This is a genomic window from Sphingomonas sp. GW821-FHT03E12, assembly GCF_059420685.1.
On sequence record NZ_JBWKUF010000005.1, the window covers coordinates 186,275 to 201,454 of the forward strand.

The following is a 15,180-nucleotide window of genomic DNA, read 5'->3' on the forward strand; positions in this document are numbered from 1 at the left end:
TTACGGCCCCGGCTGTCGGGGAAAATCGCCGCGGGTTCAAGGCTGCGCGCTACTTCTTGTCGTCCTTGTCCTTCCCCTTGTCCCCGTCTTCCTCGTCGGCCGGCTGTCCTTCGAGCCGCTGGAGGGCTTCGGCAGCCTTGCCGGCATCGATCGCGGCGATCAGTTCGGCGGCGACCTTGGCCATGCCGCGGCTGTGCGGATCATAGGCCAGCGGCTTCAGCAGCTCCCGCGCCATCGGCCCGTTGCTCTCCTGAAGATAGGAAGCGGCGGCGTTCATCCGCAGCGAGCGGTCCTGCGGGGCGAGCTCGAATGCGCGATAGAGCCCCAGGCGCGCATTCTGGGTCGGCGCCTGACCGGACTCGGCAAAGCTGCGATAGAACAGCATCAGCGGTTCGGGGTCATTGGGGTCGAGGCGATTGGCGGTCGCGATGATCTTGCGGATCGCCGACCAGGTTTCCTTGCTCTGGTCGTTCGCCTTTGCGGCGACGGCCATCCGCGCCATCGCCTTGTAGACGAATGCATCGATCGCCTTGGGATCGGCTGCGATCGCGCGATCGGCTGCCGCTTCGGCCCCGGCATAATCGTCGGCGTCATAGGCCGTCTCGGCAAGCACGATCTGGGCGCCGGGATCGTTCGGGAAGGGGGCCGCCGCCTTCCTGGCATCGGCGTAGACGCCGGGCGCGGTCTTGTCGTTCACGCCGTTCTTGGAAACGATGCGGACGTCCATCGTTGCGGCCTCGCCCGGCGTAAGCTTGCGGATCCTGACCGGCCCGACGGTGAAGTAGCTCGCGGGAACAGTCCGCCCCTGGAACGTGCCATGCTTGTAGCGTTCGAGCTCGCGATCGAGCGTCTTGAGGTCGCCGAACGCTCCCGTTGCGGCTTCAAGCGGCGGCTTGCCGCTGTTGATCGCGTCCAGATAGGTCACGAGCTGCTTGGGGCGGTTGCCGCCAAAGGTCAGGAAATGGGTCAGCAACCACCCCCGCCCGTACAGACCGTCGCGCTGCTCATCGTTCAGCTTGCGGCCTTCGGCGGTCAGGAGCTGCGCGGCAGGAAGCGCATTGCCGGCGAGCAGACCGTAGCCGCGATATTGCGGGGCCAGTCCGAACGCCACCGCGCCATCCTTCTCGAACCGGGCGGTGGCATGAAATTCGGCATAGCCTTCGACGAACCAGCTCGGAAAGGCTGCGTGCGGCCAGAGGCTCAGCATCAGATGGTGCGTATATTCATGCAACAGGATCGCCTGCGCGCTGAGATCGAGTTCCCCTGATCCGGCGTAGCGCGGCACCACTGCCATCGATCCGCCCGCGCGGCCGCGATAGAAGCCCGCGACGTCGTCCTGTCCGGCGAGCCGGGCAACGGTACCCATCCTCGGGACGACATAGACGGTGACACGATTCGCTTCGCCGACGGGTTCGTCGGGCAGCCTGCGCATGGCCCGGAGCGCCTTGTCGAACCGTTCGAGCTGGGTCGCGAACTTCTCCAGCCGTTCGGGACTGTCGTCCGAATAGACGACGAAGTGGTCGGTGCTGGCTTCATGCCAGTCGGCATGGGCCGCGCCCGGCGCCAGCAATGCGAGTGCCGACAGGACAATGCGTCGAATCATCGTGAAACCCCCGTTTCAGAGAAGCGAAGCTAAACGGACGATGACCAAGGTTTCAAGGTTTACAGGAAGTTATACGGGTCCACATCGACCACCACGCGCACCTTGGCGGACCATTCGGCGGCGCCCAGCCAGTCGCGGATCACGTCCTGCACATCGAGCGCGCGGCGGGCATGGACGAGCAGGCGGAAGCGGTGGCGGCCGCGCAGCATCGCGAGCGGGGCAGGGGCGGGACCGAACACCTGCATCGCCTCGACCTGCGGCGCGGTGCGGCCGATCAGCCTGGCGGTTTCGAGCGCGGCGTCCTTGTCCTCGCTCGACACGATGATTGCGGCGAAACGGCCGAAGGGCGGCGCGCCCGCCTCGCGCCGGGCCTCGGTCTCGGCGGCATAGAAGCTTTCGGCGTCGCCGCTCACCAGCGCGCGCATCACCGGTGCCTTGGGGCTGTGGGTCTGGATGAGGACGGTGCCCGGCTTCTCGCCGCGTCCAGCGCGCCCGGCGACCTGCATGATCTGCTGGAAGCTGCGCTCGGCCGCGCGGAGGTCGCCGCCCTCGAGGCCCAGATCGGCATCGACCACGCCGACGAGCGTCAGGTTGGGGAAGTGATAGCCCTTGGTCACCAGCTGGGTGCCGACGACGATGTCGATATCGCCCGCCTCCATCCGGTTGACGAACTCCGCGGCCTTGGCGGGGGACCAGATGGTGTCGGAGGTGACGATCGCGGTCTTGGCATCGGGGAACAGCGCCGCGACCTCGTCCGCGATGCGCTCGACGCCGGGGCCGCAGGCGACCAGGCTGTCCTCGGTATCGCATTCGGGACAGGCGCGCGGGGTCGGGATGGTGTGGCCGCAATGATGGCAGGCGAGGCGGCTGATCAGCCGGTGCTCGACCATCCAGGCGGTGCAATTGGGGCATTGGAAGCGATGCCCGCAGGTGCGGCACAGGGTGAGCGGCGCATAGCCGCGGCGGTTGAGGAACAGCAAGGCCTGTTCCTTGCGCTCCAGCGCTGCGTCGATCGCCTGGACCAGGCGAGGGGCGAGCCAGCGGCCCCGGGGCGGCTGTTCGGCGAGCAGGTCGATCGCCTCGATATCGGGCATTTCCGCGGCGCCGTAGCGGCCGGGGAGCTTGACCTCGGCATAGCGGCCGAGCGCGACCTGCTGGCGCGTCTCGATCGCCGGGGTGGCACTGGCGAGGACGACCGGGCAGCGCTCGAAATGCCCGCGCATCACCGCGACGTCGCGCGCGTGATAATGGACCCCCTCTTCCTGCTTGAAGCTGGTTTCGTGCGCCTCGTCCACGACGATCACGCCGAGATTGGGATAGGGCAGGAACAGCGAGGATCGCGCACCCACCGTCACCAATGCCTCGCCGCTGGCGATCGCACGCCAGGCGCGGCGGCGCTGCGACTGGCGCAGACCCGAGTGCCACGCGACCGGCTCGACCCCGAAACGGGCGTGGAAGCGCTTGAGGAAGGGTTCGGTCAGCGCGATTTCGGGAAGGAGGACAAGGCTCTGCTTGCCCGCCTCGATCGCGGCGGCAACGGCTTCGAAATAGACTTCGGTCTTGCCCGAGCCCGTCACGCCGTCGAGCAGGAAGGGCTGGAATGCCTCCGCGGTGATCGCCCCGCGCAACGTGGCCGCGGCCTCCGCCTGCTCGGCGGACAGCGCGGGCGGGGCGAAATCGGGATCGGGCATCGGGTAGGGCGTGTCGAGATCGACCGTGACCCCTTCGATCGCGCCGATCTTTACGAGGCCGCGGATCACGCCTTCGGACACATCGGCGATGGTCGCGAGCTCGCGGATCAGTCCCTGACGGTCGCCGATCCGCTCAAGCGCCTGTTCGCGTTGCGCGGTCATCCGCTCGGGTATCTCGCCGGTCGCGCGATATTCGATGATCGTCCGGCCGCCCTCGAGTGCCGAAGTGGAGCTGAGCGCCATCCGCAGCACCGAGGCGAGCGGGGCGAGATAATAGTCGGCGGTCCATTCGATCAGCCGCCGCAGCGGCGCGGGCACGGGCGGGGCGTCGGCGACCGCGATCAGGTTGCGCAGGCGGTTGTCGCTGATCTCCTCGACCGGGAGCCGTTCGGCCTCCCACACCACGCCGACCAGCTGACGCGGGCCGAGCGGCGCGACGACGATCGACCCCGGCTCGATCGCCATGCCGTGCGGCACGCGATAGTCGAGGGGGCCGAGCGCGGAGTTGAGAACGATGACGCGAGCGCGGGACATTGATGGTCATATCGTCATTCCGGCGCAGGTAGGAAAGCGCTATCGAACGACACGAAGGAGACTCGCCGATGCTGCTCGCCGCCCTGTTGCTGCTTCAGGCCGCGCCCGCCGCGCCTCAATGCCCCGCCGCCGATGTGGTGCTGCCCAGCACGCTTTCCGGCTGGGGTGTGCCCGGAGCCGAATTCGGGGTGAACAAGGCGGTGATCTTGCAGGCAGGCGATCTCGCGAAGCTGGCGGATGTTCCGGCAGGCACCAAGCCCGGCGGGGCGGTGATGATCGGGTTCAGGATCGACAAGGCCGGCCGTTACGGCATCGCACTCGATCAGCGCGGCTGGATCGACGTGGTGCCGGGTGTCGCAGGGGGCGAGGCGCTCAAGTCGGTGGTGCACGGCCACGGCCCGCAATGCTCGACGATCCGCAAGATCGTGCGCTTCGACCTTCAGCCCGGCACCTATCGTCTCTACCTCACCGGCCTCGACAAGCCGGCGGCGAAGACGATGCTAGTCGCGGAGTGACGGCTAGAAGTTCATCCCGAGGCTGAACGTCAGCGCGTGATCCATCACGTCCCGCCGGATATCGCGGCCGAAATTATACTGGTTGAGGTAGCCTGCCTCGACCGCGACGGTCTTGTTGAGCTTCCACGAGACGCCTGCGAAGTTGCGCATCCGCTCATAGCCCGCGATCTGGCCCCAGTCGGTGTCGTTGAGCAGGATGAAGCTTTCATGGTGGCCGACCAGGCTGAACGGGCCGCCGACCGGAAGCACTGCCTTGATCTGGGGCCGCAGGCGGAAGCCTTCGTCGTCGCCGTCCGAACGCATCCGGTATTCGAGCCGCACCCGGCCCGACAGCTTCACCTTGCCGAGCGCCCCCGCCATGCCGACTTGCGCGCGCAGCCGGTCTTCGGTGCGGGTGACGTTGCCATGTGAATAGCTGATCGCACGGGTATAGCCGCCGCCGACGGAGAAGCCGTCACCGACCTCCTGCAGGAGCATGGCGTTGATCTCGACCTCGTACAGCCCGCCCGGATCGTTGCCGAAGCGTGCGACGACATCGCCCTCAAACTTCGACTTTTCCGCCAGCTTGATCGTTGCGGCGGTGGTCAGCCAGAGTTCCTGATCTTCCTCCTGCGCCATCGCGGCGGCAGGTAGAAGCAACGGGAAAACACAAATCAGAAGGCGTGACATCAGTGCATCCAGGCTATGCGTTGGCCGCCTTCCGGTGATAGAGGCAGCGCGAACGGGCGCGCGCCTAGCACGCCGTCACACGACTGTCACACATTTGAACAGAAGGCTGCCGTCATGAAGTTTTTTGCCGATACCGCCGATACCAACGACATTCGCGAGCTGGCGGATGCGGGGCTGCTTGACGGCGTCACCACCAACCCGTCGCTGATCCACAAGGCGGGCCGTGACTTTCTCGAGGTGGTTGCCGAAATCTGCAAGATCGTCGACGGCCCGGTCTCGGCCGAGGTCGTCGCGCTCGACCATGAAGGCATGATGCGCGAAGCCGAAGTGGTGCGGAAGATCGCCGACAATGTCGCGGTCAAGGTGCCGCTGACGATCGACGGCCTCAAGACGTGCAAGGCGCTGACCGACGACGGCACGATGGTCAATGTCACGCTCTGCTTCTCCGCCAATCAGGCGCTGCTCGCCGCCAAGGCCGGTGCGACCTTCGTCTCGCCCTTCGTCGGCCGCCATGACGATGTCGGCTTCGACGGCATGCAGCTGATCAGCGATATCCGCCTGATCTATGACAATTACGACTTCGGGACCGAGATCCTCGTCGCATCGGTGCGTCACCCCATCCACATTCTGGAGTCCGCCAAGCTCGGCGCCGATGTCATGACCGCGCCGCCGGCGGTGATCCGCCAGCTGGTCAAGCATCCGCTGACCGACAAGGGGATCGAGGGCTTCCTCGCCGACTGGGCGAAGACCGGCCAGAAGATCGGCTGATCGGGCGAAAAAGAAGGCCATCCCGGCCGCAACCGGGATGGCCTGTCCTGCGGGCCGTAGGGGTCAGCCCGCGGTGGATGGGTTTTCAAAGACTTCCTCGATCACCAGGCCGAACAGGTCGGCGATCTTGAAGGCGAGCGGCAGCGAGGGGTCGTAGCGGCCGGTCTCGATCGCATTGACGCTTTGGCGCGAGACCTGGAGCCGTTCGGCCAGGTCCTGCTGGCTCCAGCCGCGCTCGGCGCGCAACACACGCAGGCGGTTCTTCACGCTGCGTCCCCCGCCCGGCGATGGTCGCGAATCGCCATTGAGCATTGGGTAATGCTCCACAGCACGCACCAGGCGGGAAAGACCCAGAGCAGATCGACGGTGCCGATCAGGTTGCGCTGCTGCAAAAATCCGAGCGCAGTCGACAGCGTGAGCAGGATGCCGATGCTGACCAGCATCGCCACGGCCTGACGCCTGCGCACATATTCGTCGGTTTCCTCGACCAGATACAGGCCGATGACGATCAGTGAGGCGGCAATCGCGATCGCCGGCAGGATCGACAGCGCGATGAGCCCGGCCGGGGACGGATCGAAGTTCCTCGCCACCCAGGTCGCGCCGGTGATCAGCACGCCGTAGACGAGCGTCGCGCCGATGAAGCGCCACAGGAAACGCACCGAAGCGGGGGAGATTTCCATGTCAAGCTTCCTTTCTAACTAGACAAGGAGGCTTTACGTCAATGACGCTTTACATGTCAAGTATGCTTTACTTGTCCTGCAACTGCGCGATCATCTCCCGCGCGAGCAGGCTGAGCGTGTCGTCACGGGCGCCCATGATGACGATGCGGTCGCCGCGCCGTGCTTCGGCCACGAGATGCGCGGCGGCGGCGGCGCGGTCGGGGATATGGCGCGCGTCGCGGCCGGTGGCTGCAATGTCCGCGATGATATCCGCGCTCGTCACTTCGCGGGTGACGGTACCGCCCTGGTAGACGGGGTCGGGAAGGACGAGCTGGTCGCCGGGAGCGAGCCTGTTGACGAACATTTCGACCAGTTCGCGCCGCATCACCTTGAGCGGACCGTAGCCGTGCGGCTGGAACAGCGCGAGGACGCGGCCGGGAAAGGCGTGCAGCGTGTCGAGCGTGGCGGCGATCTTGTCGGGGTTGTGCCCGAAATCGTCGATCACCGCGACGCCCTTCGCCTCACCGACCAGCTCGAACCGGCGGCGCAGGCCGGTAAAGCCTTCGATCGCGCGCACTGCGTCCGACAGTGCAATCCCCGCGGCTGCCGCGGCACCGATCGCGGCAAGCGCGTTGGCGACATTATGGCGGCCCGGCACGGCTAGGCGGACGGGCAGGGCGGCATCCCTAGTCACCAGATCGAAACGGACCGCAAAGGCCTCAAGCACAAGGTTGCGGGCCGACAGGTCGGCATCGCCCTCGACCGCGAAGGTCGTCGTGCGCCCGCGGTCGAGCGCCATCGCGAGGGCTGCGCTTTCGGCATCGCCGACATTGACGATCGTGGTGCGCGCCTTGGCGGCGAAGTCGCCGAACAGCGCGCGCAGTTCCTCGAGCGACTTGTGGTCGAGGCTGACATTGTTCAGCACCGCGATGTGCGGCGTGTAGAGCGCGATCGATCCGTCGCTCTCATCGACCTCGCTAACGTAGAAATCGGCGCTGCCGACCAGCGCGCTGGCGAAGGGCGTGTCGGGACGGACGAAATTCTTCATCACCGCGCCGTTCATCACCGTCGGGTCGCGGCCGAGCATATGCAGGATCCACGCGATCATGCCGGTGACGGTCGACTTGCCGCTGGTGCCCGCGACGCCGATCGAGGTGCCGGCGGCGTTGAACAGGGCGGCGTTGAGCTCGGCGCGGGTCATGCGCGGACAGCCCAGCTCGGTCGCGCGGATCATGTCGGGGACATTGTCCTCGACCGCCGCGGAGGCGATCACCGTCTGCTCAGCGGAGACGATACCGCTGCCATCCTGCGGGAACAGATCGATGCCGAGCGCGCGCAACGCGTCGAACTTGGCGGGCAGGCGCCCGGAATCGAGGCTGCGGTCCGAACCGGCGATCTTCGCGCCTTGCCCGGCCAGGATCATCGCCAGCGGCATCATGCCGCTGCCCCCGATCCCGACGAAAAAACAGGATTTGCCGTTATGCATTGCGGAGGGCTATCGCTGGTTCCGAGGAGTGGGGCAAGGCGTAGCCAGCCCCCTCCCGTCATCCTGAACTTGTTTCAGGATCCATCTCTCCACGGGCGACTGAGTCGCTTGTGGCACGGTGGATGCTGAAACAAGTTCAGCATGACGGCGGTAATTTATGGGGACCTCTTCGAGTATGCGGATCGGCGTCGTCGCACCGGCACGGACAGTTACCGAGGAATCGGCGGTGCGGATGAAGGCGTTCATGGCGCTGACCTATCCCCGGCACGAGATCGTGTTCCACCCGCAATGCTTCGTGACCGAAGGCCATTTCGCCGGACCGGACGAATATCGCGCCGCGGCGTTTCTGGAATTCGCCAACGACCCTGCGTTCGACGCGATCTGGTTCGCGCGCGGCGGCTATGGATCGAACCGCATTCTCCACAGCATGATGCCGCAACTCGGCCCGGCGGCGCGCAACAAGACCTATATCGGCTATTCCGACATGGGGTTCATGCTCGGCGCGCTCTATGCCCGGCGGATCGGCCGGCAGGCGCATGGGTCGATGGCGAGCGCCATGGGCCGCGACGACAAGGGCGTGGATGCGGGCTGGGTGCTCGGCTGGCTGATCGACGGCGACCGCCGCGGGCTCGAGCCGACGCTCGACGGCCGGCCGGCGGCGGCGTTCAACCTTGCGATCCTGACCGCGATGATCGGCACGCCCTGGCTGCCCGACCTGACCGATCATGTGCTGCACATCGAAGAGGTGGGCGAGCCGATGTACCGGATCGACCGGATGCTGTTTCAGATGGCGCATTCGACCCAGCTTCAGGGCATTGCCGGGGTGCGGCTGGGTGCGGTGACCGATGTGGTCGACAATGACGTACCGTTCGGCGAATCGATCGAGCAGATGATCGTGCGTTGGTGCCGCGAGATGGGCGTGCCCTATCTCGGGCGATCGGGCATCGGGCACATCGCGCTCAACCGCGTCGTGCCGTTCGGGGTGGCGTAGGAGACGCGCCTGATCCTCCCCGCCGGGGAGGATGGTCGCGGCTAGAGCCCGACCAGCCCCGCAGCCTGCAACTCGGCCTGTGCCTGGCGGTAGATCTGCGGCTCGGCGATCCCCAGTCGCTTGCGGGCCGCGTCGAGTGGCTCGTACATCAGCGCCTCATAGTCCTCGCCCGACAGCCATTTGGCGCGCTTGCCGTGGCGGCGGCCTTCCAGCACGGCCTTGGCGAAGGCACGCTTGCCGGTGATCTTGAGGCTCTTGAGCGCCGCGCCTGCACCGATGAACGCCCAGCCGAGCCCGCCGGTCTGTGCATAGGAAAAGGCGACGAGGCACGCTTCGCCCAGCGGTTCGTCGGCCTGGTAGCCGGTCAGGATATGCCAGATATCATGGATGTCGCGCTCGCGCCGGCCGAACCAGGCGTGCGGATGCTCGACGTTGCGCTCGACCTCGGCATCGGCATAGCTCACGTCCGCAAGGCCCTGGGCCGAATAGCCGGTACGATCGAGGAAGTCGCGATAGGCGCTGCCGACGCTGCCTTCGGGCAGCGAATCGATCCAGGCGCGATCCGAGAGGCGCTCCGACAGTTCGATGCGCTGATAGGCGAGGCGGCCGCCCTGCTGAGTCGTCAGCAGCTTGCGATAATTCTTCGCTGCGGTGTCGCCGTTGAGCGCACGCATGATGCGGAACACCTGTACCGTATCGTCCGCATTGCCGAGCAGCTTGATCAGCGCGCGCAGCGCCGTGCCCCATTCGCGCCTGCGCGGCTGGCTCCAGTCGATCGCCTGCGGCGCAGGCGCCTGCGAAACGGGTGCCTGCTTGGAGGACGGCTGCATCTGCGCTTGCGTGGCCATGATCGCTTATCCTTACTGACAAGCGTGTTAATAAGCCATTATTGCGCGCTGTTCAAGACCCCGGTCAGACTCGCATCGGCATCAGGACGTACAGTGCCGGCGACTTGTCGTTTTCGCGGATCAGCGTCGGCGCGGCGGCGTCGGCCAGATGCACCTCGACCAGATCGCCTTCGACCTGTCCGAGAATGTCCATCAGATAGCGCGAGTTGAAGCCGATCTCGAACGGCTGGGCGGCATAGTCGCCGGGCACGTCCTCGGCCGCGGTGCCGTTGTCGGGGCTGGTGACCGACAGGGTGATCCGGTCGCGGTCGAGCGCCATCTTCACTGCGCGAGTCTTTTCGGTCGCGATGGTCGAGACGCGGTCGACGCCTTCCATGAAGCTCTTGGGATCGATCTTCAGGATCTTGTCGTTGCCGGTCGGGATCACGCGGCTGTAGTCGGGGAAGGTGCCGTCGATCAGCTTCGAGGTCAGGATCGCGGCGCCGAGGTCAAAGCGGATCTTCGAGCCTGAGAGCGACACACCGACCGAACCGTCGACCTCGTCGAGCAGCTTGCGCAGCTCGGCGACGCACTTCCGGGGGACGATCACGTCGGGCATCGATTCGGCGCCGTCGGGACGTGCCACGGTGACGCGGGCGAGGCGGTGGCCGTCGGTGGCCGCGGCCTTCAGCGTATCGTCGGCGACATGCAGGAAGATGCCGTTGAGATAATAGCGCGTCTCTTCGGTCGAGATCGCGAAGCGGGTCTTGTCGATGATCTGCTTGAGGATCTCGGCCGACAGCTCGAACACCGTCGGCAGCTCACCTTCGGCAATCACCGGGAAATCATCGCGCGGCAGCGTGCCAAGCTCGAACTTGGCGCGGCCGGCGTTGATCTTGATCTTGCCCTCTGCTGCGGTCAGCTCGACCTGCGAGCCTTCGGGCAGCTTGCGGGCGATGTCGAACAGCGTGTGCGCGGACACCGTGGTGGCGCCGGCCTGATCGACCGCAGCGGGCACGGTCTCGTCGATCTGCAGGTCGAGATCGGTTGCCATCAACCGCAGCGATCCTTCGGCCGAAGCCTCGATCAGCACGTTGGACAGGATCGGAATCGTGTTGCGCCGCTCCACGACCGACTGGACGTGGCTCAGGCCCCTCAACAGCGTTGCGCGTTCGATCGTCGCTTTCATGTGTATTCAAACCCCCGGCCGGGCGGCCTCAAGAACTGTCGCCTGTCAGACGGCGCACGGATAGCCGTCGGAAGTTCGAGATATCCTTAACGTGAAAAAGGGCCGGAGCAAGCGCCCCGGCCCTTCGTATCGCATCATTTTGGGCATCATCTGTGGACGATGCCGAGTCGTGTCCGTTCGAAGGCGGCTGCCTTAGAAGCGGATACCGACGCCAGCGACCACCTGATGACGGTCGATGTCGATGTCGTAGCCGTCGATCTTGCCGTAGTTCGAGTAGCGATACTCGCCCTTCAGATACATGTTGCTCGACAGCTTGAACTCGGCACCGGCGCCAATCCGGAAGCCTTCCATGTTGTCGCTGATCTCGGTTTTGGTGTTGCCGGTCGTATAGGTCGTGTTGACCTTGGCGTTGGTGTAGCCGCCCTTGGCATAGAGCAGGGTGGTCGGGGTGATGGCGACGCCGGCGCGTGCGCCGACATAGATGTCGCGGCCCATGTCGGCCACCAGACGGTCGCCCGCGACGAGCAGGCTGTCGGCACGCGTGTCGACGCTCGAACCGGTCAGCTCGGCTTCGGCGCCGATCACCGCGCCGCCGATCTGGAAATCATAGCCGATCGCGCCGCCATAGGTGACGCCGTCGCTCGAGCCGGCGTCCTGACCGGTGCCGTCCTTGGCGGTGTCATAGCCGACCAGCGCCTCGATACGGGGGCCGGTGAAGGTCGCGTCCTGCGCGAATGCCGGGGTCGCCATTGCGCTCGCAGCCAGGGCGGCCAGAACCAGTTTACGCATAAATACTCCTGTACAAATACACACCCGCTTGGGCAGGTTCCGGCTCAATGCGCCAAATCATGCTGCGTTGCATGAACGCCCGATAAACGCGGAAAACCGTTGCTTTTTGGCCACAGCGGGCCTTAGATTCGCTTTGTAGAACGCGACCGCAGCATCGGCGCGACGGGGAGGCGGTGCAGATGGCGAGACTCGGCCGCGACTTCATCGCCCGACATGGCGAGACGGTGTTCAACGCCGCGCGCAGGCTGCAGGGCGAGCATGCGCATACCCCGCTTACGCGTGCGGGATTCGCACAAGCCGAAGAGATGGGGCGGACCTTGCGCGCGCATCTGGGCGTGGAGCCGAAACTCACCCTTTGGGCCTCGAACACCGGCCGCGCACTCCAAACGCTGGCGGTGATCGCCGAGCATCTGGAACTCGACTGGCATGGCGCGCGGCAGGATCCGCGGCTGACCGAGATCGGCATGGGTCTGTGGGGCGGGCGCTACTATGCCGAGCTGACCTTTGAATATGGCGAACTGGTCGCCCCCGGCGGGTTGTTGCGGGTCGCGCCGGAGGGCGAATCCTATCCGGCAATCGCCGACCGAGTCGGCGCATGGCTCGCCGAAACCGATGACGATCCGGGGGACCGGCTGGTGATCATGCACGGCATCTCAAGCCGCGTGCTGCGCGGGGTGATGACCGGGCTGCCGCCGCATTCCGAGTTCGAGGCGCCGGTCGCAACGGTGCTACCGCAAGGGTCGATGGTGATGATCGAGGGCGGGGTCGAGACGGTGATCCACACCGGCACCGGGCACGCCCCGGCATGATCGCCGCGCTGATGGTCCTCGCCGCCTTGCAAGCCCAAGGCCGCGAATCGCTCGGCGTGTTCGACAGCTGGGGCGCGTTCCGCGACTCGGCGCCTCAGCGTTGCTATGCGATCAGCCGGCCGCCGCAGAATGCGCGGGACGCGTTCGCGAGCGTGGCCAACTGGCCGCGAGCCGGTGCACGCAACCAGCTGCACATCCGGTTGAGCCGCTCGCGCGATCCGCGTGCGAAGGTGACCTTGTCGGTAGGGGAGCGCCGCTTCGAGCTGATGGCTGGTCCCGACGATGCATGGGCGCCCGATTCGCGCACCGATGCAGCGATCGTCTCGGCGATGCGGTCGAGCCGCAGCATGAGTGTGGAAAGCATGGCGAGAGGCGGCGGCGCCTTCGCCGATACCTACGCCCTCAAGGGTGCAGCCACCGCGATCGACGCCGCCGCCATGGGCTGCGCGCGGCGTTAGCCGGTCCGCGCAACCCAGGGGGGACGATTACTGAGTCGGAGTCGCCTGCTGTTCGGCGACGATTGCCGCCTGAACCTTCTGCTGCAGCGCCGGATCGGCCTGCGAAGCCTGGGCGATCTCATTGAACCGCGCCGGCGGCAGGCCACTTCCGGAAACGGCTTCGGCCATCTTCTTCTGCTTGTCGGCGGCGGGGACGGCGGCGTCCTTGCTTACCTTGTCGACCGCGAGCGCGGCCTTGGCGAACTGCTTGAGCTCGGCATCGCTCACGGGCGCGGGAGCGGCGGTCGAGGCCGGCGGGGCGGCCTCCTGTGCCGGAGCGGCGGGTGCGGCGGTGTCCTGAGCCAATGCAGGGGTCGCGATCAGCGTGGCGCCGGCCAGCATCAGGGCGTGACGAAACTTCATAACAAACTCTCCAGTTGCAAAACTCGGGTTTCCCCGTGCCAATGGTTTCAGGGCGAAACGGGTTGCCGCAACCACGCTTCGACACGGCGAGCCGTGGGCGCGGCGAGGCGGGGAGTGGATTTTCGGCCAATTTTCTCCTATGTGCGCCGGATGCAGACAGCCTCGGCCGCCCCCATGCCCATCCCCGGGCACATCGATCCCGTGCCCGTTCCGCGTGCGCTGAAGCCGCGCGCCGACGGGCGAATCGACCTGCTCGGCCTGTCCAAGCACGATTTGCGCATGGCGCTCGAGACCTCGCAGCTTGAGCCGAAGCAGGCCAAATTGCGCGCCAAGCAGCTGTGGCACTGGATCTACAATCGCGGCGTCACCGACTTTTCGCTGATGACCGACATCTCGAAGACGATGCAGCCCTGGCTGGCACAGCGCTTCGTGATCTCGCGCCCCGAAGTGATCGAGGCGCAGGTCTCGACCGACGGCACGCGCAAATGGCTGCTCCGCTCGGATGACGGCCAGGATTACGAGATGGTGTTCATCCCCGACGCCGATCGTGGAACCCTGTGCGTGTCGAGCCAGGTCGGCTGCACGCTCAACTGCCGCTTCTGCCATACCGGCACGATGCGCCTCGTCCGCAACCTTGAGCCCGGCGAGATCGTCGGCCAGGTGATGCTGGCGCGCGACGCGCTCGGCGAATGGCCGAGCCAGCCCGACGGGCGCATGCTCACCAACATCGTGATGATGGGCATGGGCGAGCCGCTCTACAATTTCGACAATGTCCGTGACGCGCTCAGGATCGTGATGGACGGCGACGGCCTTGCGCTTTCCAAGCGCCGCATCACGCTCTCCACCAGCGGCGTGGTGCCGATGATGGAGCGCGCCGGCGAAGAGATCGGGGTCAACCTCGCAGTCTCGCTTCATGCGGTTACGAAGGAAGTGCGCGACGAGATCGTGCCCTTGAACCGCAAGTTCGGCATCGAGGAATTGCTGCAAGCCTGCGCCGACTATCCCGGCGCGAACAACGCGCGGCGCATCACCTTCGAATATGTGATGCTCAAGGACAAGAACGACAGCGACGACGATGCGCGCGAGCTGGTCCGGCTGATCAAGCAGTACAAGCTGCCCGCGAAGGTCAATCTGATTCCGTTCAATCCCTGGCCCGGCGCGCCCTATGAATGCTCCACGCCCGAGCGCATCCGCGCGTTCCAGGAGATCGTGTTCGGCGCCGGCATCTCGGCGCCCGCGCGCACCCCGCGCGGCCGCGATATCGACGCCGCCTGCGGTCAGCTCAAGACCGCGGCGGAGAAGAAGTCGCGCGCCGAGCTCGACCGGTTGGCCGAAGAGAAGCAGGCCGCGCTCGGTTGAGCTCCGGCGTCCTGATCGAACGGGTCGCGACGCTCGATCCGGTGATGGTCGCGCATTGCGATTTCAGCTTCGATCCGACGGGCGGCGCCTATCCGTTCGACAGCGCGCTCGTCGTTCCCCGGTCGGGACGGATGATCGCGGTCGCGCGCGCCGATGGGCGTGTCGCGGGCTATATCGCCTGCCTGTCCGATGGCGCTTCGGCGGAGGTGCGCCGCATCGAGATCGATCGTGGTTATCGGGGGCAGGGGCTTGGGCGGCGCCTGATCGACGAAGCAACGGACTGGGCCCGCGTGACGGGTCTGCCCGTGCTTCGGCTCGAGACGCTGGCGGATAATCCGGCCGCGGGGCGCTTCTTCGCCCGATACGGCTTTGCCCCGGACGGCGAGGGCGACGTGCTGCACTGGAGGATGCCGCTCTGAATCCCGGCAGGG

17 protein-coding genes are annotated in these 15,180 nt (G+C 66.1%); 7 read left to right on the top strand and 10 right to left on the bottom strand.

The window, feature by feature from the left end:
- Positions 1 to 49: 49 nt before the first annotated feature.
- Positions 50 to 1,603 carry a tetratricopeptide repeat protein gene (locus tag AC07TU_RS17525; RefSeq protein ID WP_495189208.1) on the bottom strand — a complete coding sequence of 518 codons (1,554 nt, stop codon included), beginning with the start codon at positions 1,601 to 1,603 and terminating at the stop codon, positions 50 to 52.
- Between the two features lie 59 nt (positions 1,604 to 1,662).
- Entirely contained in the window at positions 1,663 to 3,828 is a 2,166-nt protein-coding gene (locus AC07TU_RS17530; RefSeq protein WP_495189209.1) for a primosomal protein N', read from the bottom strand.
- A gap of 68 nt (positions 3,829 to 3,896) precedes the next feature.
- Between AC07TU_RS17530 and AC07TU_RS17535 the strand changes: the two genes are divergently transcribed.
- Positions 3,897 to 4,343, top strand: coding sequence for a hypothetical protein (locus AC07TU_RS17535; protein ID WP_495189210.1), 447 nt, complete (start codon positions 3,897 to 3,899; stop codon positions 4,341 to 4,343).
- 3 nt (positions 4,344 to 4,346) lie between these two features.
- Here AC07TU_RS17535 and AC07TU_RS17540 read toward each other — a convergent pair whose 3' ends face one another.
- Complete coding sequence (locus AC07TU_RS17540; protein ID WP_495189211.1) at positions 4,347 to 4,961, bottom strand: DUF2490 domain-containing protein; 615 nt, start codon at positions 4,959 to 4,961, stop codon at positions 4,347 to 4,349.
- A gap of 165 nt (positions 4,962 to 5,126) precedes the next feature.
- On the opposite strand from AC07TU_RS17540, the gene fsa reads away from it, so the two are divergent.
- The gene (fsa, locus tag AC07TU_RS17545; RefSeq protein WP_495189212.1) at positions 5,127 to 5,780 is read left to right on the top strand and encodes a fructose-6-phosphate aldolase; all 654 of its coding nucleotides are present in this window, start codon (positions 5,127 to 5,129) and stop codon (positions 5,778 to 5,780) included.
- Positions 5,781 to 5,843: 63 nt separating this feature from the next.
- Here the strand turns inward: fsa and AC07TU_RS17550 are convergent, their stop codons facing one another.
- The 3 genes from AC07TU_RS17550 to AC07TU_RS17560 all read right to left on the bottom strand — a co-directional run bounded on the left by AC07TU_RS17550 (position 5,844) and on the right by AC07TU_RS17560 (position 7,925).
- Complete coding sequence (locus AC07TU_RS17550) at positions 5,844 to 6,047, bottom strand: helix-turn-helix transcriptional regulator (protein ID WP_343520504.1); 204 nt, start codon at positions 6,045 to 6,047, stop codon at positions 5,844 to 5,846.
- Positions 6,044 to 6,460, bottom strand: a complete 417-nt coding sequence (locus AC07TU_RS17555; RefSeq protein ID WP_495189213.1) for a hypothetical protein — start codon at positions 6,458 to 6,460, stop codon at positions 6,044 to 6,046. Before AC07TU_RS17555 ends, AC07TU_RS17550 begins: the two co-directional genes overlap by 4 nt.
- A 67-nt stretch (positions 6,461 to 6,527) precedes the next feature.
- Entirely contained in the window at positions 6,528 to 7,925 is a 1,398-nt protein-coding gene (locus AC07TU_RS17560) for a glutamate ligase domain-containing protein (RefSeq protein WP_495189214.1), read from the bottom strand.
- Between the two features lie 175 nt (positions 7,926 to 8,100).
- Between AC07TU_RS17560 and AC07TU_RS17565 the strand changes: the two genes are divergently transcribed.
- Positions 8,101 to 8,916 (top strand): LD-carboxypeptidase, encoded by an 816-nt coding sequence (locus AC07TU_RS17565; RefSeq protein ID WP_495189331.1) that lies wholly within the window; start codon positions 8,101 to 8,103, stop codon positions 8,914 to 8,916.
- Positions 8,917 to 8,957: 41 nt separating this feature from the next.
- Here the strand turns inward: AC07TU_RS17565 and AC07TU_RS17570 are convergent, their stop codons facing one another.
- The 3 genes from AC07TU_RS17570 to AC07TU_RS17580 all read right to left on the bottom strand — a co-directional run bounded on the left by AC07TU_RS17570 (position 8,958) and on the right by AC07TU_RS17580 (position 11,721).
- Entirely contained in the window at positions 8,958 to 9,764 is an 807-nt protein-coding gene (locus AC07TU_RS17570; RefSeq protein ID WP_495189215.1) for a Coq4 family protein, read from the bottom strand.
- A gap of 64 nt (positions 9,765 to 9,828) precedes the next feature.
- Positions 9,829 to 10,932 carry a DNA polymerase III subunit beta gene (gene dnaN / locus AC07TU_RS17575; RefSeq protein ID WP_331029126.1) on the bottom strand — a complete coding sequence of 368 codons (1,104 nt, stop codon included), beginning with the start codon at positions 10,930 to 10,932 and terminating at the stop codon, positions 9,829 to 9,831.
- Between the two features lie 192 nt (positions 10,933 to 11,124).
- Entirely contained in the window at positions 11,125 to 11,721 is a 597-nt protein-coding gene (locus tag AC07TU_RS17580) for an outer membrane protein (protein ID WP_495189216.1), read from the bottom strand.
- A gap of 179 nt (positions 11,722 to 11,900) precedes the next feature.
- On the opposite strand from AC07TU_RS17580, the gene AC07TU_RS17585 reads away from it, so the two are divergent.
- Positions 11,901 to 12,530, top strand: coding sequence for a histidine phosphatase family protein (locus tag AC07TU_RS17585; RefSeq protein ID WP_495189217.1), 630 nt, complete (start codon positions 11,901 to 11,903; stop codon positions 12,528 to 12,530).
- The gene (locus AC07TU_RS17590; protein ID WP_495189218.1) at positions 12,527 to 12,988 is read left to right on the top strand and encodes a hypothetical protein; all 462 of its coding nucleotides are present in this window, start codon (positions 12,527 to 12,529) and stop codon (positions 12,986 to 12,988) included. The genes AC07TU_RS17585 and AC07TU_RS17590 overlap by 4 nt, the downstream gene beginning before the upstream one ends.
- A 27-nt stretch (positions 12,989 to 13,015) precedes the next feature.
- On the opposite strand, the gene AC07TU_RS17595 is transcribed toward AC07TU_RS17590, so the two are convergent.
- Positions 13,016 to 13,390: a DUF4168 domain-containing protein gene (locus AC07TU_RS17595; RefSeq protein WP_495189219.1), complete on the bottom strand. Its 375-nt coding sequence runs from the start codon at positions 13,388 to 13,390 to the stop codon at positions 13,016 to 13,018.
- A gap of 150 nt (positions 13,391 to 13,540) precedes the next feature.
- Here AC07TU_RS17595 and rlmN point away from each other — a divergent pair, with 150 nt between their 5' ends.
- Positions 13,541 to 14,749 (top strand): dual-specificity RNA methyltransferase RlmN, encoded by a 1,209-nt coding sequence (gene rlmN, locus AC07TU_RS17600; protein WP_495189220.1) that lies wholly within the window; start codon positions 13,541 to 13,543, stop codon positions 14,747 to 14,749.
- Positions 14,746 to 15,168 (top strand): GNAT family N-acetyltransferase, encoded by a 423-nt coding sequence (locus AC07TU_RS17605; protein WP_495189221.1) that lies wholly within the window; start codon positions 14,746 to 14,748, stop codon positions 15,166 to 15,168. The genes rlmN and AC07TU_RS17605 overlap by 4 nt, the downstream gene beginning before the upstream one ends.
- The last annotated feature ends 12 nt before the right edge of the window (positions 15,169 to 15,180 follow it).

Excerpts from the sequence above, each read along its gene's own strand:
- AC07TU_RS17525 (WP_495189208.1), bottom strand. The coding sequence starts at position 1,603 with ATGATTCGACGCATTGTCCTGTCGGCACTCGCATTGCTGGCGCCGGGC.
- AC07TU_RS17555 (WP_495189213.1), bottom strand. The coding sequence starts at position 6,460 with ATGGAAATCTCCCCCGCTTCGGTGCGTTTCCTGTGGCGCTTCATCGGC.
- AC07TU_RS17595 (WP_495189219.1), bottom strand. The coding sequence starts at position 13,390 with ATGAAGTTTCGTCACGCCCTGATGCTGGCCGGCGCCACGCTGATCGCG.
- AC07TU_RS17560 (WP_495189214.1), bottom strand. The coding sequence starts at position 7,925 with ATGCATAACGGCAAATCCTGTTTTTTCGTCGGGATCGGGGGCAGCGGC.
- AC07TU_RS17565 (WP_495189331.1), top strand. The coding sequence starts at position 8,101 with ATGCGGATCGGCGTCGTCGCACCGGCACGGACAGTTACCGAGGAATCG.
- AC07TU_RS17570 (WP_495189215.1), bottom strand. The coding sequence starts at position 9,764 with ATGGCCACGCAAGCGCAGATGCAGCCGTCCTCCAAGCAGGCACCCGTT.
- AC07TU_RS17585 (WP_495189217.1), top strand. The coding sequence starts at position 11,901 with ATGGCGAGACTCGGCCGCGACTTCATCGCCCGACATGGCGAGACGGTG.
- AC07TU_RS17540 (WP_495189211.1), bottom strand. The coding sequence starts at position 4,961 with ATGGCGCAGGAGGAAGATCAGGAACTCTGGCTGACCACCGCCGCAACG.
- AC07TU_RS17535 (WP_495189210.1), top strand. The coding sequence starts at position 3,897 with ATGCTGCTCGCCGCCCTGTTGCTGCTTCAGGCCGCGCCCGCCGCGCCT.
- AC07TU_RS17530 (WP_495189209.1), bottom strand. The coding sequence starts at position 3,828 with ATGTCCCGCGCTCGCGTCATCGTTCTCAACTCCGCGCTCGGCCCCCTC.
- AC07TU_RS17590 (WP_495189218.1), top strand. The coding sequence starts at position 12,527 with ATGATCGCCGCGCTGATGGTCCTCGCCGCCTTGCAAGCCCAAGGCCGC.
- dnaN (WP_331029126.1), bottom strand. The coding sequence starts at position 10,932 with ATGAAAGCGACGATCGAACGCGCAACGCTGTTGAGGGGCCTGAGCCAC.
- fsa (WP_495189212.1), top strand. The coding sequence starts at position 5,127 with ATGAAGTTTTTTGCCGATACCGCCGATACCAACGACATTCGCGAGCTG.
- rlmN (WP_495189220.1), top strand. The coding sequence starts at position 13,541 with ATGCAGACAGCCTCGGCCGCCCCCATGCCCATCCCCGGGCACATCGAT.
- AC07TU_RS17580 (WP_495189216.1), bottom strand. The coding sequence starts at position 11,721 with ATGCGTAAACTGGTTCTGGCCGCCCTGGCTGCGAGCGCAATGGCGACC.